Genomic DNA, 26,451 nt, shown 5'->3' with positions numbered 1-26,451 from the left:
AGGGGGCGTCGGCGTCACTTCCGGCCGAGCCTTCCGGCTGCCGGCCGCAGCGGGACGTCGAGCGCGTCGTACAGTCCGGGCTCCGCGTCCACGAGCCAGTCGATCGCGCCGACCAGCCGGCCGACCGCGGTGGCGTTCCCGCCCGCGGACCGGTTCTCGCCCTCGTCGGTCGCCTCGACGGTGATCTCGATGCGCGGGCGGCCCTCGATGATCACGCGGTGCGCCCCGTCGCCGTTGGGCGGCGACGGCCACTCCGGGGCGCAGGACGGATGGATGCGGGTGATGTGCTCGATGACGAGGCGAGGTTCTCCGTTCACGAAGCCCTGCACCTCGAACCGCACCGCGCCCTGGGTGCCCGCCTCGAACTCCCCCATGGTCCGGGTGCTCACCGTCGCGTCGAGCGCGCGGCGCTGCAAGGTCTCGCGGATCTCGTCGAGTTCGACTCCGAGGGCCCTGGCCATCAGCCGAATCTGCCCGCCCCACACCATGGTCGGGATCGACGGGGCGAGCATCAGCGGCTCGTAGTCCATCGGCTGGCCCATCCCGACGAGATACCGCACCGACTCCTCCTGCTCGTACGTGGAGTAGTCGAAGATCTCCTGGCAGCGGACGGCGTCGACGACCGTGCCCAGGCCGCTCATCAGCAGGGGCAGTACGTCATTGCCCCAGCCCGGGTCGACGCCGGACACGAACAGCGACCCTCCGCCGTCGGCTATCGCGGCGAGCACCGGGTCCCGGAACTCTGGCGGGGCGTTGCGCTGGTCGTAGAGCGGGTACAGCGCCGGAGTGACGACCACGGCACCCGCCCGGATCGCGGCGCCGATGTCGGCCAGCGCCTCGTCGGGGCGGATGTCGCCGGACGCCGCGTACACCACCGCCCGGGGGCCGGCGGTCAACACGGCGTCGATGTCGTCGGTCGCCGAGACGCCCAGGCCCCGGCCGAGACCGCCGAGTTCGCCCGCGTCGCGCCCGACCTTCCCGGGGTTGTGAACGAGCACGGCCGCGAGATCGAGCGCCGGATGCGCCTCGACCGCACGGATCGCCGCACGGCCGACGTTGCCGGTACCCCAGACCACCGTGGAAATCATGCCGCGGAGCGTAACCTGACGAGTCGTCAGTTTCCATACTCCTGCATCGACCTCCATGACTCCCCCGGGGGGACCGTGGTGCGGTCCAAGTGTGCTGGTGTGACGGCTACTTGCGGCCGTGGCCTCGGAGTGGTCGTGGGTCGGACCTGGGGCGTATGAACGACAACGCCTGACTGGTCGCCGTCAAGGCGGCATCCGCCCAGGAATGGCGCCGCGGCGGACCGGTCCCCATCGACTGCGTCGGCAGGAGGAGAGTTCGTCTTCATCGCGGCATCCAAGCAGAACGCCACGAGCGCACTCTCGCCGGAGCGATGCTCAAGGCCTGTACTCAAGGCCTGTGTTCAAGGCCTGTGTTCAAGGCCTGTGGATCGGCCCCTCGGGTTGAACGCGCAGGACGTTGCCTCCCCATACGGGCCGGCGAGGCCCTCACCGGTCGCCGGGCGTCCACCCAAATGGAACAGTGCCGGCGGCGCTACGCTGCTGTGCCATGCAGGAGACGCGCCTCGACACCGCTCGGATCCGGGCGGCCCGCCGGGTGATCGACCCGATGTTCCTCGACACTCCGCTGTACCGCTGCGAGGCACTGGAACCCCATCTCGGATGCACGGTGAGCATCAAGCTCGAAACGGCGAACCCGGTCCGCAGCTTCAAGGCCCGCGGCACCGAGGTAGTCGCGAGCCTGCTCGCCGAGCATGGCCCACGAGCCGTCGTGTGCGCCAGCGCGGGCAACCTCGGCCAGGCCCTAGCCTGGTCCGGTCGCGGCCGGGGCCTCGACGTCACCGTCGTGGCGTCCCGCTTCGCGACCGCGGCCAAGCTTGATCGCATCCGCGCACTGGACGCCAGGTTGGAACTGGTGGACGGCGACCACGAGATGGCGCGCGAGCGGGCGGCGGCCATCGCGCGCCACGACGGCATCCGGCTGCTCGAAGACAGCGAGGACATCGAGACCTGCGAGGGCGCGGCGACCATCGGCCTCGAACTGGCGGATGCGGTGCCGTCGTTCGACGCCGTCCTGGTCGCTCTCGGCGGCGGGGCGCTGGCCACCGGCGTGGGTCATGTGGTGAAGGCCGTGGCGCCCGAAGCCGAGGTGATCTGCATCCAGCCGCTGGGCGCCCCGGCGATGACACACTCGTGGCGCCGGCGGCGCGTCGTCACCACCGACTCGACCGACACCATCGCCGACGGCGTCGCCGGCCGACGTCCCATCCCGGCCGTCCTGGACGACCTCCTCCTGGTCGCCGACGACGCCGTCCTGGTCCAAGAGGCGTCGATCATGGCCGGGATGCGGATGCTCCTCGACCACGCCGGCCTCGTCGTCGAACCGTCGGCCGCGCTCGGCATCGCGGCGATCCTCGAAGACCGTGACCGCTTCGCCGGCCGACACGTAGTCACCATCGTGTGCGGCAGCAACGTCGACGTGGACGCCTATCACCGCTGGATCGGTGCGGCTCCCCTCCACAGGTCCTGACAATTGCTCCAGCGACTCGCGGCGGCCACGCAGGGCGCCGGTACGCACGGCGGGCCCCGATCAGACGGAGGGGAGATCGAACTCCTCAAACGGGTGCCGCCTGCATGACCATCGGCTGAAGGACCTGACGTCAGCCGCCCAAGTCTGCGTGCAAGACGTCGCGCAGGCCCTCCTGACTGTTCTCCTTCCCGCTCGCAGCGCCGTTGCGTATGCCTCACCTTTCATGAGGTCCCGCCGACGATGGCGAGGCTTCAGTGCCTTCGCGTTCGGTTGATGACGAGCAGGGCGAAGCAGACGACGGAGCAGGCCAACCCTGCGTACAGCAGGAGCGTCGCCCAGAACCACACCTCTTCGGTGCTGTAGCCGCTGGTCCAGTGGCAGGTGATGGACGGAGGAAAGCTGTCCACCTTCACCGATGTCAGGCTGTAGTCCCGCCCGGCATCCATGTACACGCCGTTGCCGGTCTCGTCCCCGCACACGTCGAGCGGGTTCGTGAAGGCGAGCCCGTAGACGGTTCCGGCCCCGTAGGCGGCGATCGCTGCCGCGCTGCCGATCACGGCCCAGCGGGCCGTCCGCGAGGGCTTCCTCCTGGTCACCCACAACGCGTACGGAAGTGCCCCGATGGCGAAGAGGAGCAATGTGATCGCGGGCGGGGCGAAGAACGTGAAGAGGGACACCATGTACCTTGACGTTACTTCGAGCGGAGGAACGTCTGGTGTCACATCACTCGATTCCGAGAGGTCCGATGCCCAGGTCCTCACGCATGAGGCGACGCATCTGCGCCATAGCCGCGCGTCGCCGCTCTATCAGGGGCGCGTCGTCGGCGGAGCCGACAGCCACTCCACGGGCATAGGCGTCGCGGATCGCGCGCAGGCGGTGGAACGCCTCGTTCCCCGCCTCCACGACCTGAGGCGGACCCACGAGCCAGAGGCGTTCGCTCGCCGTGTAGATGCCGGTGCCGCGCACGGCTTCTCGCACCGCCGCGTCGCGTGCCGACTCGGACATGTGGTCGCCCAGGGCGACGGCCCGTATCTCCTCACTCGCGGCTTTGAGGGCGGAAACATACTCCGTGTAGACCTCGCGCCGTACTTCCAGAGCGTGCCTGGCTTCCTCCCGTCGCCACCGGTTGCGGTCGGCGATCAGAGTGGCTGCGATGCCGATGACGGCACCGGTCAGTGTGGAGAGCAGGGGCGTCCAGTCCATGTGTCGCAGCTTGTCGAAACCGGCGCGTGGGCACCAGCGGCTTTCGCTACGCATGGCTGTGACCAGCACTTCTGCAGCAGCAGTCTGAGACCGCCTGAAGGCCGGTGATTCAAAAGCCTCGGAACACGCCGTCGCCATCAACGGCGTCAGCGAACTCCTCGAAGTCCATGTTCGCGTCCGAGAGGTTGTTCTCGATGCTCCACAACTCGGCCGGTACAACGCGGACACAACGCCCACGCTCAACCCGCAGGTCCACCACGAGGAGCGGCCGCTCAGTCGAGGCGACGGTTACGTAGTCCGCCAGGACCACAAGTGGATGCCGGTACTCCGGGGGGATCAGCTCGAGGGCCTGCTCGAGTGTCAAGGCCTCGTACTGCCGGTCGTCGACGAGTGCGACGTTGGCCAGGAACCCGTCCTCGTTGGGCGAGAAGAGCGCCTCCCGCACGCTGTCCCAAGCGCCGTCCTCCGACAAATCGGTGCGCACCACGAGGGCTTCCAACGTGCAGGGGAGCTGGTTCATGCGCGGACGATACCGCCGACCCGGTGAACCGATACGGCCACAGCACCGGCAACGCCGAAGCCGGAGACCACGTGGTGATTCAGCGCCTCGTCTCGTACCTGGTCAGGACCACGCCGCCGGGAAGCCTCCGCGTCTCCACCAGGTTCAGGTTCACCCAGCTGTCCAGCGCGGTGAAGAACGGCGTGCCGCCGCCCACCAGGACCGGATGGGTGGCGATCACGTACTCGTCGATCAGCCCGGCGCGCATGGCCGCCCCGGCGAGCGTTGCGCCGCCGATGTTCATCGGGCCGCCGTCCCCGGCCTTGAGCCGGGTGATCTCGGCGATCGCGTCGCCGGTGACCAGGCGGGTGTTCCAGTCGACCTTGTCGATCGTCGAGGAGAACACCACCTTCGGCGTGTCCCGCCAGTTCCGCGCGAACTCGATCTGAGCCGGGGTGGCGTTGGGCTGCTGGTCGCCGGTCGGCCAGTAGGAGCTCATCACCTCCCACAGCTTGCGCCCATAGAGCGACAGGCCACTCGCCTGCTCGTGGTCGAGCCACCACTGGAACAGCTCGTGGCTCGGCGGTCCGCTCCAGCCGATGTCGTCGCCGGCCGCGGCGATGTAGCCGTCTAGAGTCAGGTTCATGCCGTAGATCAGTTTCCGCATGGCCCAGCCTTCCGTTCGTGGGTGTCCGGCGTATAGACCAGCGTGGCGCGGGAAACTCATCGATGCGCGATCCGGGATCCGGGCCCGCCGGTAGTCCAGGTACTCGGGGCTCAGCGTGGTGTACTCGGCCGACACGGGCAAGCCGCCTGATCTCGCCCTCGCCCTCGCGAGGAAATGCGGCAGGTGGGACTTGCCCGTTCCGGCAGAGCCACTACTCTGACTGCCTTCGGACGGGGAGGGCTCATTGGCGCGGCAGGTCCCGCTCGGGGAGGACTTCCGGCGGTTGTGGGGCGCCTACGGGGTCAGTGCCGCGGGCAGTGCAGTCGCCATGGGGGCATTGCCGCTGGTCGCCGTCCTGGTGCTGCATTCCTCGGCGTTCCAGGTGTCCCTGCTCACCGCCCTGTCCGCCGTGGCCAGTGTGGTCATCGCCCTGCCGCTCGGTGTGCGTATCGAGCACCAGTACAAGCGGCCTGTCATGATCACCGCCGATCTGGCCCGCTGCGCGGTGCTCGTGAGCGTGCCGGTCGCGGCGGCCTTCGGCGCGCTCACCTTCGTCCACCTGTGTGTTGTCGGCGTTCTTCAGACGGCCGCGTCCGTCGCGTTCGACGCGGCGAGCGGCGCACATCTCAAGGCGCTCGTCCTGCCCGAGCACCGCCTTCGCGCCAACAGCCTGTTCGAGACCACCAACTGGATCAGCGTCAGCGCCGGACCGCCCGTGGGCGGGCTCCTGGTAGGTGTCCTGGGCCCCACCACGACGATGGCGGTCGACGCCGCGTCCTTCCTCGGATCCGCCCTCGGCGTCCGCCGCATCCGGCGGCCCGAACCCGCGCCGTCGGCACCCGGCGCCGCCGCTCACCTGGGCCGCGACATCGCCGCCGGCTGGCAGTACATCCTGCGGCATCCAGGACTGCGCCCGCTGTTCTACAACTCCCTGCTCTTCGGCGGCTCCATCATGATGACGTCACCGTTGATGGCCGTCCTGATGCTGCGTGACCTCGGCCTCGCGGCTTGGCAGTACGGACTCGCTCTGGGGCTTCCTTGCCTGGGCGGCGTGCTCGGTTCACGCCTCACCCCGCCGCTCACCCGGCGGTTCGGGCAGCGTCGGATTCTGCTGCTGTCCGGTGTCGCCCGCACACTCTGGACGATCCTGTTGCCGCTGGCGCCTGCCGGTGCCCTCGGCGTGTTCATCATCGTGGCCGCCGACTTCGGCCTGCTCTTCGCCGCCGGCGTCTTCAACCCGTCGTTCACCACCTACCGCATGGAGGCCACACAGGACACGTTCATGTCCCGCGTCGGCACCTCCTGGTCGGTGAGCTCGAAGACGTGCCAGGCGGCCTTCATGATCGCCGGTGGCCTCATCGCCGATGCGGCGGGTGTCCGCGGCGCGCTCCTCATCGCCGGCGTGCTGTGTATGGCGAGCGCACTTCTCCTGCCCTGGCGGAAAGCCGGCACCTCCGCCGAAGACGTTCCGGCACCCCCGGGGGAACCGGTCCAGGAACCGGCGCCGTCCCAGGCCGACTCCCCGTGACGAGGGGTGCCGAACGGGGGTGGGCTTGCCGTTCAACCCCTGCGGCCGGTGTGTGCCGTGCACGGTCGCCTGAGGCCAGAACCTGCGTCAGCACCTGGACCGGGGCGGCCGCCCAGGGGCGCACGGAACTGAGTGACCGGGCCTCTGCGTGGGATCGGGGTCGCCCTGGGCCGCCGCGGTGAGCTGCGTCGCGGTTCCGGGAGGTCTGCTGTCAGTGGGGCGTGTCAGAGTCTGCGCATGCTCGAGATCGTGGTGAAGACGGAGAACGGGGAGCGGCACGTTCGTGTGTCCGCAGAGGAATTGGCTGGACTGGTCCGGCGCATCGGCGGTGATGGTGACCGGTTTCTGGTGGTCCATCGGATACCCGACCTGCCCGACGTCTTCACCCAGGTCTGGCACGAGGCCGGCGGGGACTACACGCTGGAGCACCGAGACGGTGCCGCCGACCGGCACTTCCAGGTGTTGCTCGACGGTTCCGAGGCCGTGATTGCGGAGATGACCGGCTGGGCCCGGCAGGAGTCCGGTCGGAGCACTGATCTGGCCTGGTCGCTGCTGGACATGGGCCCTCTCCGCGAGGTGCCGCCGCTCGATCTGGACGAGGGCGAGCGCGACGAGTTGGAGAAGCGCCTCCGCGAGGTACTGGCCGGCGGCTACACCGACCGTGCCGAACTGACGGAGCTCGCCGAGGAGTACCTGGTCACCGCGGACCGCCGGCCCGTATCGCGCGAGCAGGCGGCGGCACTGGCCGACCGGATGTGGCTGGAGCGCGTCGCGGAGCAGGCCGGCTGGACGGGCGAGACCGACCCCGAACGGCTCACTCGCGCGTTCGCCGCCCTGCAGGAGGCCGGTATCACCGCCCGCGAGAACTTCACCTGCTGCCGTAGCTGCGGCCAGTCCGAGATCGGCGGCGAAGGCGGAAGCGACGCCCGTGGCTTCGTCTATTTCCACTCGCAGTGCACGGACTCCGCCGCGGCCGGCCATGGACTGATGCTTCTGTACGGAGGCTTCGACGGCTCGTCCGAGACCACCGCAGCCATCGGCCACGAGGTCGTGGCCGCCCTGGAAGCGGCCGGTCTCCAGGCCGATTGGGGCCGTGACCCCGACCGGGCCATCACCGTCACGCCCCTGGAGTGGCGCCGCCGCCTGGTCGGCTAGCGATCGTCGGCAGAGCGTCCGCTTCGCCATGGCGGCAACGTGGCCACCCGTGCGGCTGTCGCGGGACCTGACCGATCCGGTGCGGCGGGGCTTGGTGCCTGCCTGGTGATGGCAGGGGGAGCCAATGGCGGTGGCGCTGCCCAGCGGCAGGTTCGAGCCCTACGGCGTGGGGCGGGGGGCGTTGGGTGCCCGAGCGGCACGCGGACAGTCATGCCCTTTCGGCAGTCGATCGGCCAGCTGCCACACGATGATCAACACGGTCATCGAAATGCCGTGATTCAGGCATCAAGGATATTGAATCGGCCGAATGAGGAAGCGAACGAAGCGATGAACGCCTCAGCCCGGTGACGATGGGGTCGGCATGGAAACACCTCGACCGGGCTGAGGAGGACGGATGGGCAAGCAGGTCAAGTGCGGGTCGACCAAAACCAAGACCGGCAAACGGTGCCAGAATCCGGCGATGATCGGCTACTCCCGCTGCCAGCTGCACCGTGGCGAGTGGACTCCGCCGCAACGAAAGAAGACCAAGAAACGCTGACCGCGTGGTCCCCTTTTCGGGCGGAACGGCCTCTCGGGCGGAACGGCTTTGGGGGCGGAACGGCTTTTGGGCTTGTCGGGCGGACCGTCTTGCCGTCCGATCTGCTCGCCCGGTCCTCGCCACTGTCGTAGTCCGATGTCGGCGGCGCGTCGACGTGTTTCCGCTGCGCCACCGGCATCCCCTCCCCCGCGGACCCGACCGCCGTCCGGTTCGCGCTCGTCGCGCGCGCCGCACCGGGGCCGGTTCCCGTGTGCGTCGCTTTCCAGCCCCCGGGTCAGGACGGCAGGGCCTGGCCGCCGGTTCCGGGCGCCCCGGCGCGCAGCCCGTCCATGACGAGGTCGAGGAGTCGGGCGGCGCGCGGGCGCCAGTCGTCCGTGGGCGCCAGCTGCCACAGGCCGCCGATGGCGAGGACCAGGTCGTCGGGGGTCATGCCCGGCCGGATGGTGCCCGCCGCGTCGTTGGCGCGCAGGAGGAGTTCGGCCGCGTCGGTGACGGGGGTGTGCGCCGGCTTCTCGGGGCCGCCCGGCGTGCTGGTGGCGAGGCGGAGCGCGTCGGCGAGGCCTACCTTGGTCATGGCGAACTCGGCCAGTCGGTCCATCCAGGCGCGCAGGGCCTGCTCCGGCGGCAGCCGCTCGAGCAGCCGGGCCGCGCTGTCGGCGACCTGGCGCATCTCGTGGCGGTAGATCTCCAGGACGAGGGCCTCCCGGTGGGGGAAGTTGCGGTAGAAGGTGCCCTGTCCGACACCCGCCTTCCTGGCGATCGCGCTGAGCGGGGCGTCGGGGCACAGCGTCAGCTCGGCCAGGGCCACCTCGAGAATGCGCTCACGGTTGCGTTGTGCGTCCGAGCGCAGGGGCGCGTCCTTCTTGTGCTGCACTCGACTCTCCTCGGGAGTGCGGGGCCGAGCCCCGCCCTTGCTAAGCGGACAACTGTCCGTTACGTTTGCCGGTAGTGGACGATTGTCCGGTTGGGTCCACCATAGCCCCGGCCGGGTCCGCGCGGGGAGTCCGCGAACACCGTCAGCACCGTCCCGTGCGCTCCCCCCGCCCTCAGTAAACGACGCACCTCGGCGGTCGTCAGGCACCGGCGACCGCCGCCCCAGGTTCCGGAAGCGCGAAAGAAGCTCTCATGGCCTTACCGACGTCCAGCGTCATCACCCTGCACATCAACGGCGAGCAGCACACGCTGCCCGTCGACCACCGCACCACCCTGCTCGACGCACTGCGCGAGCGACTCGACCTCACCGGCACCAAGAAGGGATGCGACCAGGGGCAGTGCGGAGCCTGCACCGTCCTGGTCGACGGCCGCAGGACCGTGGCCTGCCTCCAGCTCGCGGTGGCGACCGAAGCGCGTGAGATCACCACCATCGAGGGCGTGGCGGACGGCGATCGGCTGCACCCGGTACAGCAGGCCTTCCTCGATCTCGACGGCTACCAGTGCGGCTACTGCACGCCGGGACAGATCTGTTCGGCGATCGGTGTGCTCGCGGAGCACGCCGCCGGATGGCCGAGCGCCGTCTCGGCCGACGTACGGCCCGCGGCCGGACCGCCACCCCTGACCGCGGACGAGATCCGCGAGCGCATGAGCGGCAACCTGTGCCGCTGCGCCGCCTATCCCTCGATCGTCGAGGCCGTCACCCGGGCCGCGGAATCCGGGCCCGCGGCGCGCACGGGCGCCGGACCGGAAGCGAAGGAGCCCGCGGCATGAGGGAGTTCGGCTACCGGAAGGCCACCGACGTACCGGGCGCCGTCGCGCTGCTCGGCTCCGACCCGGACGCGCGCTACCTCGCCGGCGGCACCAACCTGATCGACCTGATGAAGACCGGCGTCGAACGTCCGGGACGGCTGGTCGACGTACGCGGCCTGCCGCTGGACCACGTCGAGCCGACCCAGGCCGGCGGCGTGCGGATCGGCGCGACCGTCACCAACAGCGACCTCGCCGCCCATCCCCTGGTCCGCACCCGCTACCCCGCTCTGGCGCAGGCGGTGCTCGCCGGCGCGTCCGGCCAGCTGCGCAACATGGCCACCGTCGGCGGCAACCTGCTCCAGCGCACCCGCTGCGCCTACTTCGCAGACGCCACCGGACCCTGCAACAAGCGGGCCCCCGGCAGCGGCTGTCCCGCCGTCAGGGGCGAGAACCGCAACCACGCCGTGCTCGGCGCGTCCGCGCACTGCGTGGCCGTGCACCCGTCGGACATGGCCGTCGCGCTGGCGGCCCTCGACGGCATGGTGCACTACGAGACCGCCGACGGACCGGGCGAGCTGCCCCTCGGCTGGTTCTACCTCCCGGTCGCCGACAGCCCGCACCGCGAGACGGCCCTGCCGCCGGGCGCGCTCATCACCGGCGTCACGCTGCCGCCGGCTCCGGTCGCCGCCCGTTCCCGCTACCGCAAGGTGCGCGAGCGCGCGTCCTACGCGTTCGCCGTCGGCTCGGTCGCCGCCGCGCTCGACGTCCGCGACGGTGTCGTGCGCGAGGTGCGCCTGGCGTTCGGCGCGGTGGCCTCCCGGCCCTGGCGGGCCCGCGCCGCCGAGCGGATCCTCACCGGGGCGCCCGCCGACGCGGAGTCGTTCGCGGCCGCCGCGGACGCCGAGCTGGCGGCGGCCCGGCCCCTGTCGCACAACGGATTCAAGGTGACCCTGATGCGCAACCTGACCGTGGCGGTGCTGAGCGAACTCGCCGAGGAGGCCGCCCGATGACGACGACCGAGGCGCCCCTCGCCCGAGTCCACGCCGTCGGCACCGGTCACGTCCGCGTGGAGGGGCGGGACAAGGTCACCGGTGCGGCCCGGTACGCGGGCGAGATCCCCTTCGCCGAACTCGCCTACGGCTGGCTGGTGTTGTCCACCGTGGCGCGCGGCCGGATCCGGGACGTCGAGGCGGACGCCGTCCTCGCGATGCCAGGCGTCCTCGCCGTGCTGGACCATCGCAACGCCCCGCCGCTGAAGACCGACTACGTCGGCCTGCTGGGCTCCGTCCCGGACCCGACGTGCGCCGTCTTCCAGCACGACCGGGTGCCCCACCTGGGCTGGCCGGTGGCCCTGGTGGTCGCCGAGACGTCCGAGCAGGCGCGCGAGGCCGCCGAGGCCCTCAAGGTCCACTACGAACAGGACGCGCACGACGTCCGGTTCACCGGCGACCATCCCGACGCCCACCCGTCGGACGGCCATATGCCCGCCCTGACGGACAAGGGCGACCTGGCGGCCGAACTCGCCGCGTCCGCCGTCGTCGTGGACGCCACGTACACCACGCCGGAAGAACACCATCACCCCATGGAGCCCCACGCGGCCACCGCCCGCTGGGAGGCGGACCGGCTCGAGGTGGTGGACTCCAACCAGGGTGCCACCTGGGTCGTCGCGGAACTCGCGAACCTCTTCTCGCTCGATCCCGCGTCCGTGCGGGTGCGTTCGGAGCATGTCGGCGGTGGCTTCGGCAGCAAGGGCGTACGTGCTCACCAGGTGGCCGCCGTGATGGCGTCCAGGATCCTCGGGCGTCCGGTGCGGGTCGTCCTGACCCGCCGCCAGATGTTCACGCTGGCCGGCCACCGCAGCCCCACGATCCAGCGGGTCAGGCTCGGGGCGGACGCCGACGGGCGTCTGCGCGCCCTGGACCACCACTCGCTCAGCCGCACCTCCACCGTGCACGAGTTCGTCGAGCCGAGCGCCGGCGTGGCCCGGGTGATGTACGACGCCGACGCGCACCGCACCGAGAACCGGGTCGTACCGCTCGACGTCCCGAGCCCCACCTGGATGCGCGCTCCGGGCGAGGCCCCGGGGTCGTTCGCGCTGGAGGCCGCGCTCGACGAACTCGCCCACAAGTGCGGCATCGACCCGATCGAACTCCGTCTGCGCAACGAGCCGGACCGGGGCCCGGTCTCCGGTCTCCCCTTCGCCGGCCGCAATCTGCGCGCCTGCTTCGAGGAAGGCGCCCGCCGCTTCGGCTGGGACCGGCGCGATCCGCGGCCAGGGGTGCGGCGCGAGGGGCGCTGGCTGCTCGGCACCGGCACCGCGGCGGCCTCCTTCGGCGCGGGCGCAGCCCCGTCCACGGCCTCGATCACCGCCGAGGCGGACGGCCGCTTCACCGTACGGATCTCGGCGGCGGACATCGGCACCGGCGCGCGGACCGCCCTCACGCTGGTCGCCGCGGACGCCCTGGACGTGCCGCCGGACCGCGTACAAGTGCGCCTCGGCGACAGCGCGTTCGGGCCCGCGATGATCGCGGGCGGTTCCATGGGCACCCGGTCCTGGTCCTGGGCGGTCATGGCCGCCGCGGGCGAACTGCGCGACCGGCTCGTGCCCGGTGCGGCGATCCCGGCCGAGGGCATCACCGTGCGCTCCGACACCACCGCGGCGATCGCCGCCCTCGCGCAGAAGGAACGGCACTCCTTCGGCGCGCAGTTCGCCGAGGTCGCCGTCGACCCCGCCACGGGCGAGGTGCGGGTGCGGCACATGCTCGGCGTGTTCGCCGCGGGACGCATCGTCAACCCCCTCACGGCGCGTGGCCAGTTCACCGGCGGCATGATCTGGGGCATCTCCATGGCCCTGCACGAGGAAGCCGCGCGCGACGCGGCCTCCGGTGGGCCCGTCGGAGCGGATCTCGCGGGCTACCACGTGGCGACGCACGCCGACGTCGCACGCGTCGAGGCGCACTGGGTGGCGGACGACGACCCCGACGACCCGGTCGGCATCAAGGGCATCGGCGAGATCGGCATCGTCGGCGCGGCCGCCGCCGTCGCGAACGCCGTGTGGCACGCGACCGGCGTACGCCATCGCAGCCTGCCCATCCGCCCCGACCGGGTCCTGACGGGCGACCACGATGCTTGACCTGGCGTCGCAGCTGGGCGGGTGGCTGGCCGAGGGCCGCAAGGCCGCCGTCGCGACCGTCGTGTCCGTCGGCGGCAGCGCGCCGCGCGGACCGGGCGCCGCCCTCGCCGTCGACGGGGAGGGAACCGTCATCGGGTCGGTGTCGGGCGGCTGCGTGGAGGCGTCGGTGTACGACCTGTGCGCCCAGGCGTTGCAGACCGGCGACAGCGTGCTCGAGCGCTTCGGCTACAGCGACGAGGACGCCTTCGCCGTGGGTCTGACGTGCGGCGGGGTCCTCGACGTCCTGGTCACCCCGCTCACGGCGGACGGTCCGGTCGGTGCGCTGCTGCGTTCCGCCCTCGACGCTTCGGCGCGGGGCGAGGCCGTCGCCCTGGTCAGGGTCGTGCGCGGTCCCGAGGAGCTTGTCGGTTCCGCGTCGCTCGTGCACGCCGACGGCTCCCGCGAGGGCGGGCTCGGCGGGCACGAGGACCTCGACCGCACCGCCACGGCACAGGCCCTGGCCGCGCTCGACACGGGCCGTACCGCCACGGTCGAGCTGTCACCGGACGGATCACACTGTCCCGGCGGCCTCACCCTGCTCGTGGAGACGAGCGTGCCGCCGCCCCGGATGATCGTGTTCGGCGCCGTCGACTTCGCGGCGGCTCTGGTCCGGGCCGGCAAGTTCCTCGGTTATCACGTCACCGTGTGCGACGCCCGGCCCGTCTTCACCACCCCGGAGCGTTTCCCCGAGGCCGACGAGGTCGTCGTGGACTGGCCGCACCGCTATCTGCGGGGCACCCGGACGGACGGGCGCACCGTACTGTGCGTGCTCACCCACGACGCCAAGTTCGACGTCCCGCTGCTGGAGGTCGCGCTGCGGTTGCCGGTGTCGTTCGTCGGCGCGATGGGTTCGCAGCGCACCCACGCCGACCGGGACCGACGGCTGCGCGACATCGGTCTCCAGGAGCACGAGTTGGCACGGCTGAGGTCGCCCATCGGCCTGGACCTCGGGGGGCGTACGCCGGAGGAGACCGCCCTGTCGATCACGGCGGAGATCGTCGCCGCCCGCCGGGGCGGGACGGGCCTGCCGTTGACCGGTTCGGGCCGGCCGATCCATCACCGCCAGTCCGCCTGAGGCCCGACGGCCCGGCCCGCGCGAGGGAGGGGGACCACCGGACGGGCCGGTCGCCGTACCGGCGTGCGGAGCGGCGAGGCCGGATCCCCGCGGAGGATCGCCTCCGGTGCGCCGGGACAGTGGGAGGCCCCCGGTAGTCGCGAACCGGGGGCCGGGGCCGGGACGATCAGATGCGGGTCGGCGCGTAGTAGGTGCTGATCCAGGCGTCACCGGCGGAGTCGACCGCGACCATGGTGGCGTGCACGTTGACGGTGCCGAAGTAGTAGGTGCGAGTGGCGCCGGTCTGCGCCAGGGCGCTGGTGACCGTCGCCGTGGAGGTGGCGGTGATCTTGCCGCGGGCCTCCTGGAGGTACGTGGCGATCAGGCCGTGGACGCCGCCCTGGTCGCCGGGGATCTGGGGCGAGGTGCGCAGGACGTGTTTGAGGGCGTGCCCGGCCAGGGCGTGGGGCGTGCGGAAGTTGAGCCGCCGTGCCGCCTCGGCATGGACGGCCAGGGCGAACCCCGGCTGGTGGGTCTGCCAGTCCGCTGCCGCGCCCAGCCGCACCGGACCCGCCGCCGCGGCAGCGGGTGAGCCGACCGCCAGGGTGTACATCGCGTCCACCCGCCCCGGGTACGTGTTCGCGTCGTAGGCCCCGCCGAAGCTGTTCACTGCGGCCAGGAAGAACGCGTGCAGCTGGGTGAAGTCGTGCACGGTGGCCGCCTGGTGGCGGTCGGCGAACGCCGTCCCGGCCGCGGCGATCACCGGGTTTCCGCCGCCCGGCTGGGACCTCGCGGTGTCGTGGTACCGCAGCAGCGTGATCTCGTCGTCCAACGTGGTGAAGCGGTGGCCGGCGAGCCCGAGCGCGGTGCGCGCCGCCGGTACGTCCACCAGGTGACGGTCCAAGGTCACCCGGCACCTCCCGAGCGCACCGGCGAAGGCCTGCCCGGTCGCGGTCACCAGGTCGGGCAGCCCGCCGGCGACCCGGACCTGGTCCAGGAACGCCGGGTGCGCACGGAAGGACTCCCCGTTCGCCCCCTTCACCGTCCACACAGGATCGGTCGGCGTGTACGCGGCGTCCTGAGCGTCGAGTGCCTGCTTGAGCTCATCCCATGGCATGTGCGTATCCCCCTCGGTGACATCCGCCCGCCTGTGCTGCCGCCGGGACTCTCCCCTGCCCGAACGGCGACGAACGGTCGCCCATCGGCGCGTCCCTCACCCTTCCGTGGCGATTCCGGCGTGCCAACCCGACGGCAGGAGCGTGCGGAAGCAGAAGGGGCGCACCAACGCACACCGAAATCCGCCTGTTTGGCGTGCGCTGTCCGATCGCCCGTCGACCGGGTGCTCGCGCCCGCTCGCGAGAACCGGAGTCACGCGGATACCGCGATCACGTGCTTGCCCACGACTCCGCCGTGCTCGAATGCCTTGTGTGCCGCGGCGATGTCCGCGAGCGGGTACACGCTGTCGACCATCGGGCGCAGCGCACCCGAAGCGACATGGTCGGCCAGATCGCGCAGCACAGCACTGTCGGGATTGGCGCTGAAGGTGCGGATTCGGCGGGGGCCGTACACGCTCGACGCGGCGATCGCGGCCAGGGCGCCGGCCGACAGCCCGACGGTGACCATCCGGCCGCCCTTGGCCAACCGGTTGCGGTAGCAGTGCAGTTCCGAGCCGACGGTGTCGACGATGACGTCGAACGGTCCGATCCGGTCCGAGGTGGTGGAGCCGTAGTCGAGGACTTCGTCGGCGCCGAGGCCGGTGAGCAGTGGGGCGTGGCGGTCGCGCGCCAGTGCGGTGACGTGGCCGCCCAGCGCGTGGGCCAGTTGCACGGCGGCTGTGCCGACCCCGCCGGCCGCGCCCCGCACAAGGACCCGTTCGCCGCCCGCGAGGTGCACGCTGTCGCGCAGCGCGATCAGCGCCGTGGCACCCGCCACGACGAGGGACGCGGCGTCCACCGACGACAGGCCCGCCGGGGCGGGCGCGATCCGGGCGGCGGGGACCACGACGTACTCGGCCGCACCCGCGGTGATGTGCCGCTGCCGGGGATGCACCATGCCCCACACCCGGTCCCCGGCCCGGTAGCCCTCGACATCGACGCCGGTCTCGACGACGACGCCCGCGAAGTCCAGGCCCGCACCGATCGGGAAGCGGCGCCCCGACACCATCTTCACCTCACCGGCGCGGACGATCACGTCGTGTCCGTTCACGCTGGACGCCTCGACCGACACCAGAACCTCACCGACTCCGGGAGCGGGACGGTCGACTTCGTTGATCCGCAGGACGTCCGGTGCGCCGTAACTCGTGATCTGAGCGGCCTTCATGTCGCTGTTCCTTCCGTGGTCGTCCGGTGTGGAACCGATACTGGTCCCCGCTCGCGACATCACGGTCGTTCGCCTTTTCCTGGGACTGGCAGACCCACCCTCCGAAGCGGCGCCCGAGGCATACTGACGCCGTGACCGACGACCCCGTCGCGCCGACCGACGGCCCCCGACGCGAACTCGCCGCATTCCTACGGACTCGCCGGACCCGGCTGCGTCCTGAGGACGTCGGCCTCGAACCCGGCCCGAGGCGGCGGGTCGCCGGGCTGCGGCGGGAGGAACTGGCCCTGTTGGCGGGGGTGAGTTCGGACTACTACCAGCGGATGGAGCAGGGTCGCGACGTACGGCCCTCCGAACAGGTCCTGGACGCTCTCGCGCGCGCCCTCAACTTCTCCTCCGAGGAGTGCCGGCATCTGCACAGCCTCGCCGCCGCCGCACGCACGCCGGCCCGCGCCCCGCGCCGGTACGAACCCGAGGAGGTTCCGGACACCACACGGCGGCTGCTGCGCACGATGCCCTCGCCCGCGCTGGTCGTGGGCCGCTACCTGGACGTACTGGCCTGGAGCCCGCTGGCCGGCGCGCTGCTGGGCGAGTTCACCCGGCTCCCGGTGACGGAGCGGAACCTGCTGTCGCTCCTGCTGCACCCGGAGGCCGACCAGACCTGCCCGGAGCGGACCGCCACCGTCGCCGAGCTGACCGCGATGCTGCGGGCACAGGTCGCCGCCGATCCGGGGCACCCGCGCGCCGCGGAACTGGTCGGCGAACTCGCGGTCCGCAGCGACGAGTTCGCGACGCTGTGGGCCCGCCATGACGTGAGTGAGACGACGCGCGGCCGGATGCGCGTCGACCACCCCCTGGTCGGGGAGTTGAACCTGGACTGGGACGCCTACCCGCTGCCGGGCGCTCCCGGCCCGGTGCTGATCGTCTACACCGCCGTCGAGGGCGGCCCCGACGCCGAGCGGCTCCAACTGCTCGCCGGCCTGCTCGACGCCCGCTGACCCAGGGCTCGCGCCGTGGGCCCACGGCGCGAGCCGGGCCGTTCTCCGAGCGGACGGCGCCGGCCCGCGCCGGAACCGGGACGGCGCCCGTAGGCGACTCGCGCCCGGCCGCCGTCCCCGACCGCCTTGCGTCGGGCCGCTCAGAGACCGGCGCGGCCTGGGAGACCGGCTGGATCCACGCCGAGCGCCGTCAGCAGTCGCACACTCCGGTTGTCGGGCTCGCTGAGCAGCCGGGCAAGAAGGTCGGAGGTGCCCCGGGACATCGTGTCCCTGAACAGCTCCCGGGGCGGCACCGAGTCACGGCCGAGGTCGGTGCTCGCCATCACCGCGCGCACCTGTTCGTGCTCCACCCCGACCTCGGCCAGGGCCCTGCCCCCGTCGTAGTCGCCCTTCGCGTCCTTCGTCAGGTGCGGATAGGCCCGCGCGACCGCGTACGTCCTCATCATGCCCAGGAGGACGTCGTCGGTGCGGACCTTCCCACCGTGCCGCCCGGCGAGCTCCCCAGCCTCCAGACGTGCCCACAGCACCGGGTGTATCGCGGCGTTGAACGGCGTCATCCTGACGAGGAGCGTCGTCCAGAACTGTCCGAGCTCACGAGGCTTGTAGCGGCGGCGGCCCACCAGGGCGTCGCGGGTGGAGTGCAGCTCCGGCGGGACGGTGTCCTCCCGGGCCGGGGGCTGTCCCGACCGTACGGCTCGCCGCAGCGTGCCGACGTCCACCCCGCACTCGTTCAGGTAGCGGACTGCCCCGTAGGACGGGTCGCCCAGGAGAGCCGCCAGCAGATCGGCCGGGGTGCGCTCCGCACCCTGACCCGTCGCGGACGGCTGCTCCTGGCACCGGGCGAGCGCCGTCGCACCGGCCGTGCTGAGCGTGAGCGAGCGGTCCGTCTGCCCGGCCAGGGAAACCTCGGCCTCACCCGATTCGTCGTCCATCGCCGTGACGCCCCTGCGGACCACCTGTGTCGTGAGGTCGTACGGTGCGAGGAACTCCTGGACCCGTCGGTCCTTGCTGATGCAGGCCAGCAGGTCGTGGTGTTGACGTGGCGCGCGGCGTAGACCGGGCGTAAGGCGGTGAGCAGGCTGTGGTTCGCGTGGAACTCCGTAGTCATGGGGAGATTCTGGCCGAGGTTCGTGCGCCGGGCTGCGTGCGAGGTGGCTCAGCCGTGCAGCGAGCGGTACGCCGCGACCGCGCCGGGGTGCAGTGCGATGCCGCCGGTACCGATCAGGCTGCCGACGTCGAGGAACTGGGTGCCGACGGCGTTGCCGGGAACGAGGGCGCTCGCCCGCAGGACCAGCAGGCGGGTCAGCGCGTCGGCGACGCCGCGGGGGAGGTCGGGGCGGCACACCAGCAGGTTGGACACCCCGATGGTGCCGACTCCGCCCGCCGACCGGTACGCGCCCTGCGGCAGGGACACCTCCTCCAGGCCCGACCCGGCCAGGCCGTCGCGGCCGCCCAGCCGGGGCAGCAGACCGGCCAGCGGCAGGAACCGCAGGCCGACACGGTCGTCGAGGTCGGACAGGGTGGGCAACGGTACGCCGCCCGCGACGAGCAGCGCGTCGACGGAGCCCGTCCGCATCGCGTCGGCCGCGTCGGCCAGCGCGAGATGGCGTACGGGCGCGTCGGCGCCGGGGGGAAGCCCCGCCGCGCGCAGGATCCGCTCGCCCAGTACGGCCGCACCCGAGCCGGTGGCGCCGAGCGAGACGGTGTGTCCGGCCAGGTTGGCCACCGTGCGCACGGGCGCGTCGGCGCGCACGACGAACTGCAGGTACGTCTCGTACACCCTGCCGAGCGCGCGCAGGGGCACGGGATGCGGGAAGACGCCGGTGCCCTGGGCGGCCAGTGCGGTGTCGGTGAGGACGAGGGCGACGTCGGCGCGGCGGTCGCGGAGCAGTTCGATGTTGGTGACGCTGCCCGCGGTGGTACGGACGCGGCAGCTCAGACGGGGATACGCCGCTTCGAGCTCTGCGGCGAGAAGGCGGCCGAACGCCGCGTAGAACGCGGTGGGCTCTCCGGTCGCGACACGTAGGACGCCGCTCGGGCCGGGGAGCCGGCGGGAGGCGTCGGCCGTGAGCGCGCCTCCGAGGACGGCGACGGCTGCCGTGCCGAGGGCGGCGTGGAGAAGGGCGCGGCGGTCGACGGGGCGGGTCATGGCGTGCTCCCGTCACGCGGCGATCGCGGCACGAGAGCCCTGGCCCGCAGCCCCCGCGGTCGCGCGGGTTCCAGCTCCAGTCGGCCGCCCCGCCCCGCCAGCAGCTGTTCGGCGATGGCCAGGCCCAGTCCCGTACCCGCCGTGCCGTCGTGCCGTTGCCGGCCCGAACGCCAGAACCTGGTGGTGGCCAGCGCGAGTTCCTCCGTGCCCAGGCCGGGTCCGTCGTCGGTCACCAGGAGGACCGCGAGCGGGCCCTCGGTGGTGCAGCCCAGCGAGATCTCGGCGCCCGGGCCCGCGTACTTGATGGCGTTGTCCACGAGGATGTCCGTGATCTGGGCGAGTTCGCGGTCCGTGCAGGCGACCTTGACCTGGGCCGGAGCGGGCCGGAGCTTGAGGCGGGCGCCGGCGCGGCGGGCGACCGGCTCCCACAGGCGGTGCCGGTCGGCCGCCACCGCCGTGAGGTCGCAGTGGGCGTCCGAGCCGTCGGTCACCGTCAGTTCCCCGGCCCGGTGTTCCGCGGCGGCGAGCGCCAGCATGTCGTCGAGGAGGGTCTCGAGACGGTCGAGCTCGGTGGTGACCCCGGTGTAGGTGCGGTTCGCCGACGGGGGCAGGTGGGTGTGCAGGGCGTCGACGCGGAGCCTCAGCGCCGCCATGGGGTTGCGCATCTGGTGGGACGTGTCGGCGACGAGCCTGCGCTGCTGTTCCAGGGCCGCCGTGACCGTGCGCGCCATCCGGTTGAAGCCGATCGCGAGCTGGCGCAGTTCGGGCGGGCCGCCGGCTCGGGTCTGGTCGGGCGGGAGTCCCGCGGCGAGCCGGCCGACGGCACGGTCGAGGCGGCGCAGCGGGCTGACCACCCAGCCCGTCGCGGCCCGGGCGAGGACCGTGCAGGCGACGGCGACCAGCGCGGCGCCCGCGAGGACGGCGGCCCAGCGCCGGGTGATGTCCTCCGCCGCGGTCCCGACCGAGGCTCGCAGTACGACGGCCCCGGAGACCCGGGTCCCGGTGCCCGCGGGCTCGGCGAACATCCGGGGGCCCCGCGACCAGGGGCGCAGCGCCCCCGTGGGATGCGCGCTCTGGTTGCGCAGCGCCGCGTCGAGCAGCCGCGCGACGTCCGGGTCGGCGGCCCGCATGCCGCCGGTCTGGACGACGGGGGTGCGGCGCGTGTCGGTGACCACGAGGGGCTCGCCGTACAGCTGTGTGTAGCGTCGCGCCTCGGCGGCGACGGCCGAGGTGTCCCCGGTGGACGCGGCCTGGTCCATGAGAGAGGCGAAGCGGTCGAGGTCGGCGCTGCGGGCGAGGACCAGCTGCTGGGTGCGGTCGGACGCGGTGAACAGCAGCAGCGGAACGGCGAACGCGGCCACCGTGATCGCGACGAACAGCAGGAGTGCGGCCTGGACCCGGGTGCGCATGCGTCGTTCTCTCAGTCCTCGAGGTCCCCGAAGCGGTAGCCGAAGCCCCGGATCGTGGTGAGCAGCTCGGGGCGGCGCAGCTTGGCGCGCAGTTGCGTGAGGTGGACGTCGAGGGACCGGGACACGGCGTGGCGGGCGTCACCCCACACCTCGTCCAGGAGCTGCTCGCGGCTGACCGCCGTGCCCGCCCGCCCGGCCAGCACGGCGAGGATGTCGAATTCCTTGGTGGTCAGTTCGACCTCCGCCCCGGCGACCCGGACCCGGCGGGCGTCGAGGTCCACCTCGACGTCAGCCGCACGGGCGGTCCGCACGGAGGAAGCGCTCTTCGCCGCGTTCCGCCTGGTGACGGCGTCGATCCGAGCGAGCAGCTCGGCGAGTCGGACCGGCTTGACGAGGTAGTCGTCGGCCCCGAGTCGTAGTCCGCGCACCACGGAGCGCTCGTCGCCGCGTGCGGTGAGCACCACCACCGACATGTCGCTCACGGCACGCAGGGCGCGCAGCACGTCCAGTCCGTCCGTGTCGGGCAGGCCCAGATCGAGAAGCAGCAGGTCGGAGCTGCGGTGGTAGGTCAGCACGTCCCTGCCGTACCGGACCCGCCGGGTGACATGACCGTGGTCGTACAGGACCTCCACAAGCGCCGCGGCCACGCCGTCGTCGTCCTCGGCCAGCAGGATCTGCACCCTGACCACCTCCTTTCTGCCATTCCGGCCACTGCCTCCAGCCGAATGTAGACCACACCGACCGTGCACTCGCCCGAGTGTTAAGGGGAGGTTAGTTCTGCGTCGGGTCCCCTCGTCCGCCGGTGCGGGGCGGAGCCAGGCTGCACGGCACCCAGCAGCCTGAGAAGGACGCCGTAATGATCATCGACTGTCACGGTCACTACACGACCGCCCCGCCGGCCCTGGAGGCGTGGCGCCACCGGCAGATCGCCTCCCTCACCGACCCGTCGGCCGCCCCCGCCCGCGCGGACCTGCGGGTCGACGACGACGAGCTGCGCGAGACCATCGAGCCGAACCAGTTGCGGCTGATGGACGAACGCGGCATCGACGTGACGGTCTTCTCGCCCCGCGCGTCGTTCATGGCGCACCACGTCGGGGACTTCGAGACCTCCGCCGCATGGGCGGCCATCTGCAACGAACTCTGCTTCCGCGTCAGCCGGTTGTATCCGGAGCGCTTCGTGCCCGCCGCGATGCTTCCGCAGTCGCCCGGCGTCGACCCCGCCACCTGCGTACCGGAACTCACCCGCTGCGTTGAGGAGTACGGCGCCGTCGCGGTGAACCTGAACCCCGACCCCTCCGGCGGTCACTGGACCGCGCCGCCGCTCACCGACCGCTCGTGGTACCCCGTCTACGAGAAGATGGTGGAGTACGACATCCCGGCGATGGTCCACGTCAGCACGAGCGTCAACCCCGCCTTCCACACCACCGGCGCGCACTACCTGAACGCCGATACGACGGCGTTCATGCAGTTGGTGCAGGGTGACCTGTTCGCCGACTTCCCGACCCTGCGCTTCGTCATCCCGCACGGCGGCGGCGCCGTGCCCTACCACTGGGGCCGCTTCCGGGGCCTGGCCATGGCGCTCGGGAAGCCTCCGCTGGAGGAACACGTCCTGCGCAACGTCTTCTTCGACACCTGCGTCTACCACCAGCCCGGCTCGGATCTCCTCTACGACGTCATCCCGGCCCGCAACATCCTCTTCGCCTCGGAGATGATCGGCGCCGTCCGCGACATCGACCCCTGCACCGGTCACCACTTCGACAACACGCGTCGTTACGCGGAGGCGGCCAAGCTGCCCGCGGACGACCTGGCGGCGATCCAGGAGCACAACGCCCGTGCCGTGTACCCGCGCCTGGACGCCCTGCTGAAGCGCCAGGGGCGGTGAGACACATGAGCGCCCCCTCCCCCGAGACCCCCCAGACCCCCCAGACCGCCCAGACCGCGAAGACCCCCGGCTGGCTGGACTGGTACCGGAACCCGTCCAGGCCTGCCTTCCGGCTGCCTCCGGGGACCGTCGACGCCCACTGTCACGTCTTCGGCCCGCAGGCCGAATTCCCCTTCGCGCCGGAACGGAAGTACACGCCCTGCGACGGCGGCAAGGAGGAGTTGTTCGCGCTCCGCGACCACCTGGGCGTCGACCGCAACGTCATCGTGCAGGCCACCTGCCACGGCGCGGACAACAGCGCCATGGTCGACGCCGTCCGCGCCGCGGGCGGCAGGGCGCGCGGCATCGCGACGGTCCGTCCGGACATCGGCGAGGGCGAGTTGCTCGCTCTCGACGAGGCGGGCGTGCGCGGGGTGCGGTTCAACTTCGTCCGCCGTCTGGTCGACAGCTCTCCCGAGGACGATCTGCACACGATCGCCAAGAAGGTCGCCCCGCTGGGCTGGCACGTCGTCCTCTACTTCGAGAGTGTCGACCTGCCCGAACTGGAGGGCTTCTTCGGGTCGTTGCCCGTGCCTCTGGTGGTGGACCACATGGGACGACCGGACGTGACCCAGCCGGTGGACGGGCCGCAGTTCACCCGGTTCCTGCGCTTCGTGGACGACAACGACGTCTGGGTGAAGGTGAGTTGCCCCGAGCGTCTCAGTGTGACGGGACCCGCCGCCCTGGCCGGCGAACGGCACGCCTACACCGACGTCGTCCCCTTCGGCCGCCGCGTCGTGGAGGAGTTCCCCGACCGGGTGCTGTGGGGCACCGACTGGCCGCACCCCAACCTCACCGACCACATGCCCGACGACGGCCTTCTCGTCGATCACCTGCCGCAGGTGGCGGTCACCGAGGAGCAGCGGCGCAAGCTCCTCGTCGCCAACCCGATGGGCCTCTACTGGCCCGGCGAGAAGGTCTGACGCCTCCCCCACTCCCCTGTGCACTGCTGCACTCCACTTCGACAAGGGCCGCTCATGAAACACGCCAACGCGCTCAACCGGCTGGACAGGCTTCCGGTCTCCCGGTTCCACAAAGTCACGCTGCTCGCCGTCGCCTTCGCCTACTTCTTCGAGTTCGCGGACATCAACAGCTTTGCCACCACCGCGCCGAAACTGATCAAGCTGTGGGGCCTGACGGTCGACCAGGTCGCCTACGTCACCTCGCTCTCCTTCGTCGGGATGTTCCTCGGGGCGATCGTCGCCGGGTCCATCTCCGACCGGTGGGGCCGCAAACGGGCACTGCTGTGGACGACCCTGTTCTTCGGTGTCTCCTCGTTCGCCGCGGTCTTCTCCTGGGACCTCGTGTCCCTGGGCGTGTTCCGCGTCCTCACCTCGGCGGGGCTGTCGGCGATGACCGTCGTGGGCGTCGTCTACGTCAACGAGATGTACCCGTCGGCGATCCGCGGCAAGTACCAGGCGTACGCCATCGCCATCGGCATCTGCGGAACGCCCGTCACCAACCTCATCGCCAGCGCCGTCGTCCCGCTCAACGACTGGTCGTGGCGGCTGGTCTACCTCTGGGGCTCCCTGGGCATCCTGCTCGTGCTGTTCACCCGGCACCTCAAGGAATCGCCCCGCTGGCTGGAGAGCAGGGGCAAGCACGCCGAGGCGGACGCGGTCCTGAGGGAGATCGAGGCGAGCGTCGCCGCGGAGAAGGGCCCCCTGGCCGAGCCCGCGCCGCCGGTCGACGAAACGCCGTCGGCGAAGGCGCCGCTGCGGCTGCTCCTCCAGAAGAAGTACCTGTTCCCGACGCTGCTGCTCACCGTGCTGTGGATGACGCAGACCATAGGCTTCTTCGGCTACTCCAGCTGGGCGCCCACCCTGCTGGCCAAGGAGGGCTTCAGCGTCGAGAAGTCCGTCTTCTACGTGGCCCTGACCACGGTCGGCGCACCGCTCGGCTGCTATCTGGCGTCGCTGGTCACCGACCGCTTCGAGCGCAAGTGGTGCCTGGTCGCCTTCGGCACGGTCATCGCGGCGTGCGGTCTGCTGTACGGGCTCACCTTCAACCCGGTCCTCATCATCGTGTTCGGCTTCCTGGTGAACCTCTTCGAGCGCGGCTACACCGCCCTCGCGTACGCCTACTCCCCCGAGCTCTTCGACACCCGCAGCCGCTCCCTGGGAACGAGCGTCTCCTACGGCCTCGGCCGGCTGTCGAACGCCGCCGGTCCGCTGATCGTCGCCTCGCTCTACAACGGCCACGGCTACCAGAGCGTCTTCTACTTCATCGCCGGCACCTGGCTGCTCGGCGCGATCGCCCTGGCCGCCTTCGGAACCCGCACGCGTTCGGCACGCCTCGCCGAGGCGGATCGGCAACGCGTGAGCGTCCCTGCCTGAGGCGAGCGGACGCATGGACCACCACCAGGGTCAGTCGCGGCGCACGTCGACGTCTCCGTTGACCGTCGTCAGCGTCATCGCCGGGCCCTGGCGGTCGTCGCTCGTGGGCACGCCCACCGTGGCCCGGCCGTTGTCCGTACCGGCCGTGACCAGATACGCGGGGGCGTCGTGCGGAACGGTGACGCCGACCGAGCCGTTGGTGGTGGCGGCGGTGACGCCCGACGGCGCGGTGGCGCACGCGAGGATCACATCGCCGTTGGTGGTCGCCGCGTGCAGCCGGCCCGCGTCGAGCGCCGTGGCGCGCACCGAGCCGTTGCGGGTGGCCAGCCGTACCGGTGCGCCGTCCTTCCCGGAACGGGTCACCGTCACATCGCCGTTGACGGTCGTGACGTCCAGCGCCGCGGCGAGTCCCGCCACGTCCACGCCCGCGTTGCGGGCACTGACCGTGACACTCACGCCGCCCGGGACCTTCACGTACGGCATCCGGGGGCACGCTTCCTCGCCCCGTTCCCGTTCCCGGTCCGTGCAGGACAGGTCCAGGGTCCAGGTGTCCCCGTCATGCGACCAGTCGCCGTCGGCGCGATCGTCCACGGTGACTCGACGGCCGTCGGCGGGGCGCAGCAGCAGCCCGTTCTCGGTGGTGATGACGAGGCGGGTGCCGGATCGCGCGAGGGCGGGCGGTCCCGCCGCGGCCGATCCACCGGCTCCCCCGTGTTCCTGGTCACCGCAGGACATGGCGAAGGGGAGGACCGTCAGCACAACGGTCGCAAGCAGCAGGTGACTTGCCGGCTTCGCCTTCATGTCCCTGCGGGTGCCCCGAGTCGGCACGGTCATGACCGCGACACCGTTGACGCGGGGCCGGCTCATGCGCCGCGCGCCTCGGGGGACCCGACCGGTCGGCAGGGTCCCCCGAGGCGACCTGCGTCAGCGGTTGTCCTTCACCGCCATCTCCCCGAGCAGGGACCAGTCGTCCTGCGGGACGGTCATGTTCACGATCCTGGGGGTCTCGGCGAGGTACGACGGCAGCTCGGCGCAGGCCGCGGCGAAGTGCTCGGAGGAGACGTGGGCCGAACCGGCCTCGTCGTCGCGGAACGCCTCGATCAGCACGTACTCGGCGGGGTCGTCGACGCTGCGCGACCAGTCGAACCACAGACACCCCGGCTCGCCGCGCGTGGCCAGGGTGAAGCCACGGGTGATGTCGGGCCAGTCGTCCGCGTGCTGGGGAAGGACACGGAATCGGGCGGTGATGAAGATCATGAGCTTTCCT

26 protein-coding genes are annotated in these 26,451 nt (G+C 71.6%); 12 read left to right on the top strand and 14 right to left on the bottom strand.

Features of this window, described 5'->3' with window-relative positions:
- Positions 1-14 precede the first annotated feature (14 nt).
- Positions 15-1,088 (bottom strand): dihydrodipicolinate reductase, encoded by a 1,074-nt coding sequence (locus ACIRPU_RS29460; RefSeq protein WP_403872533.1) that lies wholly within the window; start codon positions 1,086-1,088, stop codon positions 15-17.
- 487 nt (positions 1,089-1,575) lie between these two features.
- Here ACIRPU_RS29460 and ACIRPU_RS29455 point away from each other — a divergent pair, with 487 nt between their 5' ends.
- Positions 1,576-2,556 carry a threonine/serine dehydratase gene (locus tag ACIRPU_RS29455; RefSeq protein ID WP_403872531.1) on the top strand — a complete coding sequence of 327 codons (981 nt, stop codon included), beginning with the start codon at positions 1,576-1,578 and terminating at the stop codon, positions 2,554-2,556.
- A gap of 251 nt (positions 2,557-2,807) precedes the next feature.
- Here the strand turns inward: ACIRPU_RS29455 and ACIRPU_RS29450 are convergent, their stop codons facing one another.
- The 4 genes from ACIRPU_RS29450 to ACIRPU_RS29435 form a co-directional block, all read right to left on the bottom strand.
- Entirely contained in the window at positions 2,808-3,236 is a 429-nt protein-coding gene (locus ACIRPU_RS29450) for a hypothetical protein (RefSeq protein ID WP_403872529.1), read from the bottom strand.
- 43 nt (positions 3,237-3,279) lie between these two features.
- Positions 3,280-3,759, bottom strand: a complete 480-nt coding sequence (locus ACIRPU_RS29445) for a hypothetical protein (protein WP_403872527.1) — start codon at positions 3,757-3,759, stop codon at positions 3,280-3,282.
- Between the two features lie 109 nt (positions 3,760-3,868).
- On the bottom strand, positions 3,869-4,279 hold the full coding sequence (locus ACIRPU_RS29440; RefSeq protein WP_403872525.1) for a DUF6924 domain-containing protein: 411 nt from the start codon (positions 4,277-4,279) through the stop codon (positions 3,869-3,871).
- Between the two features lie 79 nt (positions 4,280-4,358).
- The gene (locus ACIRPU_RS29435) at positions 4,359-4,925 is read right to left on the bottom strand and encodes a dihydrofolate reductase family protein (protein ID WP_403872523.1); all 567 of its coding nucleotides are present in this window, start codon (positions 4,923-4,925) and stop codon (positions 4,359-4,361) included.
- 244 nt (positions 4,926-5,169) lie between these two features.
- On the opposite strand from ACIRPU_RS29435, the gene ACIRPU_RS29430 reads away from it, so the two are divergent.
- The 3 genes from ACIRPU_RS29430 (at position 5,170) to ACIRPU_RS29420 (ending at position 8,146) form a co-directional block, all read left to right on the top strand.
- Positions 5,170-6,453, top strand: a complete 1,284-nt coding sequence (locus tag ACIRPU_RS29430; protein ID WP_403872521.1) for an MFS transporter — start codon at positions 5,170-5,172, stop codon at positions 6,451-6,453.
- Positions 6,454-6,690: 237 nt separating this feature from the next.
- Complete coding sequence (locus ACIRPU_RS29425; protein WP_403872519.1) at positions 6,691-7,608, top strand: DUF6891 domain-containing protein; 918 nt, start codon at positions 6,691-6,693, stop codon at positions 7,606-7,608.
- 394 nt (positions 7,609-8,002) lie between these two features.
- Positions 8,003-8,146 (top strand): hypothetical protein, encoded by a 144-nt coding sequence (locus ACIRPU_RS29420; RefSeq protein ID WP_355704237.1) that lies wholly within the window; start codon positions 8,003-8,005, stop codon positions 8,144-8,146.
- A 274-nt stretch (positions 8,147-8,420) separates the two neighbouring features.
- Here the strand turns inward: ACIRPU_RS29420 and ACIRPU_RS29415 are convergent, their stop codons facing one another.
- Positions 8,421-9,020, bottom strand: a complete 600-nt coding sequence (locus ACIRPU_RS29415; RefSeq protein ID WP_355704238.1) for a TetR/AcrR family transcriptional regulator — start codon at positions 9,018-9,020, stop codon at positions 8,421-8,423.
- A gap of 251 nt (positions 9,021-9,271) precedes the next feature.
- Between ACIRPU_RS29415 and ACIRPU_RS29410 the strand changes: the two genes are divergently transcribed.
- The 4 genes from ACIRPU_RS29410 to ACIRPU_RS29395 are packed head-to-tail and all read left to right on the top strand — an operon-like array spanning position 9,272 to position 14,076.
- Positions 9,272-9,850 (top strand): (2Fe-2S)-binding protein, encoded by a 579-nt coding sequence (locus ACIRPU_RS29410; RefSeq protein ID WP_403872516.1) that lies wholly within the window; start codon positions 9,272-9,274, stop codon positions 9,848-9,850.
- Positions 9,847-10,839: an FAD binding domain-containing protein gene (locus ACIRPU_RS29405; protein WP_403872514.1), complete on the top strand. Its 993-nt coding sequence runs from the start codon at positions 9,847-9,849 to the stop codon at positions 10,837-10,839. The genes ACIRPU_RS29410 and ACIRPU_RS29405 overlap by 4 nt, the downstream gene beginning before the upstream one ends.
- Positions 10,836-12,962: a xanthine dehydrogenase family protein molybdopterin-binding subunit gene (locus ACIRPU_RS29400; protein ID WP_403872512.1), complete on the top strand. Its 2,127-nt coding sequence runs from the start codon at positions 10,836-10,838 to the stop codon at positions 12,960-12,962. The genes ACIRPU_RS29405 and ACIRPU_RS29400 overlap by 4 nt, the downstream gene beginning before the upstream one ends.
- On the top strand, positions 12,955-14,076 hold the full coding sequence (locus ACIRPU_RS29395; protein WP_403872510.1) for an XdhC family protein: 1,122 nt from the start codon (positions 12,955-12,957) through the stop codon (positions 14,074-14,076). Before ACIRPU_RS29400 ends, ACIRPU_RS29395 begins: the two co-directional genes overlap by 8 nt.
- Before the next feature lie 166 nt (positions 14,077-14,242).
- Here the strand turns inward: ACIRPU_RS29395 and ACIRPU_RS29390 are convergent, their stop codons facing one another.
- Positions 14,243-15,172, bottom strand: coding sequence for a hypothetical protein (locus ACIRPU_RS29390; RefSeq protein ID WP_403872508.1), 930 nt, complete (start codon positions 15,170-15,172; stop codon positions 14,243-14,245).
- Positions 15,173-15,423: 251 nt separating this feature from the next.
- Entirely contained in the window at positions 15,424-16,374 is a 951-nt protein-coding gene (locus tag ACIRPU_RS29385) for an NAD(P)-dependent alcohol dehydrogenase (RefSeq protein WP_403872506.1), read from the bottom strand.
- Between the two features lie 131 nt (positions 16,375-16,505).
- Between ACIRPU_RS29385 and ACIRPU_RS29380 the strand changes: the two genes are divergently transcribed.
- Positions 16,506-17,369 (top strand): helix-turn-helix transcriptional regulator, encoded by an 864-nt coding sequence (locus ACIRPU_RS29380; RefSeq protein ID WP_384119912.1) that lies wholly within the window; start codon positions 16,506-16,508, stop codon positions 17,367-17,369.
- Between the two features lie 140 nt (positions 17,370-17,509).
- On the opposite strand, the gene ACIRPU_RS29375 is transcribed toward ACIRPU_RS29380, so the two are convergent.
- The 4 genes from ACIRPU_RS29375 to ACIRPU_RS29360 form a co-directional block, all read right to left on the bottom strand.
- Positions 17,510-18,301, bottom strand: coding sequence for a Clp protease N-terminal domain-containing protein (locus ACIRPU_RS29375; protein WP_403872503.1), 792 nt, complete (start codon positions 18,299-18,301; stop codon positions 17,510-17,512).
- A 224-nt stretch (positions 18,302-18,525) separates the two neighbouring features.
- Positions 18,526-19,518 carry a TAXI family TRAP transporter solute-binding subunit gene (locus tag ACIRPU_RS29370; protein ID WP_403872501.1) on the bottom strand — a complete coding sequence of 331 codons (993 nt, stop codon included), beginning with the start codon at positions 19,516-19,518 and terminating at the stop codon, positions 18,526-18,528.
- The gene (locus ACIRPU_RS29365; protein ID WP_403872499.1) at positions 19,515-20,927 is read right to left on the bottom strand and encodes a sensor histidine kinase; all 1,413 of its coding nucleotides are present in this window, start codon (positions 20,925-20,927) and stop codon (positions 19,515-19,517) included. The genes ACIRPU_RS29370 and ACIRPU_RS29365 overlap by 4 nt, the downstream gene beginning before the upstream one ends.
- An 11-nt stretch (positions 20,928-20,938) precedes the next feature.
- A complete protein-coding gene (locus ACIRPU_RS29360) occupies positions 20,939-21,607 on the bottom strand; it encodes a response regulator transcription factor (RefSeq protein ID WP_355704249.1) in 669 nt (222 codons plus the stop codon).
- Between the two features lie 176 nt (positions 21,608-21,783).
- On the opposite strand from ACIRPU_RS29360, the gene ACIRPU_RS29355 reads away from it, so the two are divergent.
- Genes ACIRPU_RS29355 through ACIRPU_RS29345 form a run of 3 tightly spaced genes read left to right on the top strand, consistent with a single transcriptional unit; the run spans position 21,784 to position 25,184 of the window.
- Entirely contained in the window at positions 21,784-22,809 is a 1,026-nt protein-coding gene (locus tag ACIRPU_RS29355; protein ID WP_403872497.1) for an amidohydrolase family protein, read from the top strand.
- A 5-nt stretch (positions 22,810-22,814) separates the two neighbouring features.
- Positions 22,815-23,771, top strand: a complete 957-nt coding sequence (locus tag ACIRPU_RS29350; RefSeq protein ID WP_403872495.1) for an amidohydrolase family protein — start codon at positions 22,815-22,817, stop codon at positions 23,769-23,771.
- 54 nt (positions 23,772-23,825) lie between these two features.
- Positions 23,826-25,184, top strand: a complete 1,359-nt coding sequence (locus tag ACIRPU_RS29345; RefSeq protein ID WP_403872493.1) for an MFS transporter — start codon at positions 23,826-23,828, stop codon at positions 25,182-25,184.
- A 30-nt stretch (positions 25,185-25,214) separates the two neighbouring features.
- On the opposite strand, the gene ACIRPU_RS29340 is transcribed toward ACIRPU_RS29345, so the two are convergent.
- On the bottom strand, positions 25,215-25,985 hold the full coding sequence (locus ACIRPU_RS29340) for a DUF4097 family beta strand repeat-containing protein (protein ID WP_403872773.1): 771 nt from the start codon (positions 25,983-25,985) through the stop codon (positions 25,215-25,217).
- Positions 25,986-26,108: 123 nt separating this feature from the next.
- Positions 26,109-26,441, bottom strand: a complete 333-nt coding sequence (locus ACIRPU_RS29335) for a putative quinol monooxygenase (RefSeq protein ID WP_403872491.1) — start codon at positions 26,439-26,441, stop codon at positions 26,109-26,111.
- Between the last annotated feature and the right edge of the window lie 10 nt (positions 26,442-26,451).

Source organism: Streptomyces sp. NPDC102259, assembly GCF_044766465.1.
Lineage (GTDB): Bacteria > Actinomycetota > Actinomycetes > Streptomycetales > Streptomycetaceae > Streptomyces.
This window is presented reverse-complemented; position numbering and strand designations above follow the sequence as displayed.

What these genes read in the sequence shown, in the direction of transcription:
- ACIRPU_RS29460 (WP_403872533.1), bottom strand. Translation starts at nt 1,088, where the DNA reads ATGATTTCCACGGTGGTCTGGGGTACCGGCAACGTCGGCCGTGCGGCG.
- ACIRPU_RS29455 (WP_403872531.1), top strand. Translation starts at nt 1,576, where the DNA reads ATGCAGGAGACGCGCCTCGACACCGCTCGGATCCGGGCGGCCCGCCGG.
- ACIRPU_RS29450 (WP_403872529.1), bottom strand. Translation starts at nt 3,236, where the DNA reads ATGGTGTCCCTCTTCACGTTCTTCGCCCCGCCCGCGATCACATTGCTC.
- ACIRPU_RS29445 (WP_403872527.1), bottom strand. Translation starts at nt 3,759, where the DNA reads ATGGACTGGACGCCCCTGCTCTCCACACTGACCGGTGCCGTCATCGGC.
- ACIRPU_RS29440 (WP_403872525.1), bottom strand. Translation starts at nt 4,279, where the DNA reads ATGAACCAGCTCCCCTGCACGTTGGAAGCCCTCGTGGTGCGCACCGAT.
- ACIRPU_RS29435 (WP_403872523.1), bottom strand. Translation starts at nt 4,925, where the DNA reads ATGCGGAAACTGATCTACGGCATGAACCTGACTCTAGACGGCTACATC.
- ACIRPU_RS29425 (WP_403872519.1), top strand. Translation starts at nt 6,691, where the DNA reads ATGCTCGAGATCGTGGTGAAGACGGAGAACGGGGAGCGGCACGTTCGT.
- ACIRPU_RS29420 (WP_355704237.1), top strand. Translation starts at nt 8,003, where the DNA reads ATGGGCAAGCAGGTCAAGTGCGGGTCGACCAAAACCAAGACCGGCAAA.
- ACIRPU_RS29410 (WP_403872516.1), top strand. Translation starts at nt 9,272, where the DNA reads ATGGCCTTACCGACGTCCAGCGTCATCACCCTGCACATCAACGGCGAG.
- ACIRPU_RS29405 (WP_403872514.1), top strand. Translation starts at nt 9,847, where the DNA reads ATGAGGGAGTTCGGCTACCGGAAGGCCACCGACGTACCGGGCGCCGTC.
- ACIRPU_RS29400 (WP_403872512.1), top strand. Translation starts at nt 10,836, where the DNA reads ATGACGACGACCGAGGCGCCCCTCGCCCGAGTCCACGCCGTCGGCACC.
- ACIRPU_RS29395 (WP_403872510.1), top strand. Translation starts at nt 12,955, where the DNA reads ATGCTTGACCTGGCGTCGCAGCTGGGCGGGTGGCTGGCCGAGGGCCGC.
- ACIRPU_RS29390 (WP_403872508.1), bottom strand. Translation starts at nt 15,172, where the DNA reads ATGCCATGGGATGAGCTCAAGCAGGCACTCGACGCTCAGGACGCCGCG.
- ACIRPU_RS29385 (WP_403872506.1), bottom strand. Translation starts at nt 16,374, where the DNA reads ATGAAGGCCGCTCAGATCACGAGTTACGGCGCACCGGACGTCCTGCGG.
- ACIRPU_RS29375 (WP_403872503.1), bottom strand. Translation starts at nt 18,301, where the DNA reads ATGGACGACGAATCGGGTGAGGCCGAGGTTTCCCTGGCCGGGCAGACG.
- ACIRPU_RS29370 (WP_403872501.1), bottom strand. Translation starts at nt 19,518, where the DNA reads ATGACCCGCCCCGTCGACCGCCGCGCCCTTCTCCACGCCGCCCTCGGC.
- ACIRPU_RS29365 (WP_403872499.1), bottom strand. Translation starts at nt 20,927, where the DNA reads ATGCGCACCCGGGTCCAGGCCGCACTCCTGCTGTTCGTCGCGATCACG.
- ACIRPU_RS29355 (WP_403872497.1), top strand. Translation starts at nt 21,784, where the DNA reads ATGATCATCGACTGTCACGGTCACTACACGACCGCCCCGCCGGCCCTG.
- ACIRPU_RS29350 (WP_403872495.1), top strand. Translation starts at nt 22,815, where the DNA reads ATGAGCGCCCCCTCCCCCGAGACCCCCCAGACCCCCCAGACCGCCCAG.
- ACIRPU_RS29345 (WP_403872493.1), top strand. Translation starts at nt 23,826, where the DNA reads ATGAAACACGCCAACGCGCTCAACCGGCTGGACAGGCTTCCGGTCTCC.
- ACIRPU_RS29340 (WP_403872773.1), bottom strand. Translation starts at nt 25,985, where the DNA reads ATGAAGGCGAAGCCGGCAAGTCACCTGCTGCTTGCGACCGTTGTGCTG.
- ACIRPU_RS29335 (WP_403872491.1), bottom strand. Translation starts at nt 26,441, where the DNA reads ATGATCTTCATCACCGCCCGATTCCGTGTCCTTCCCCAGCACGCGGAC.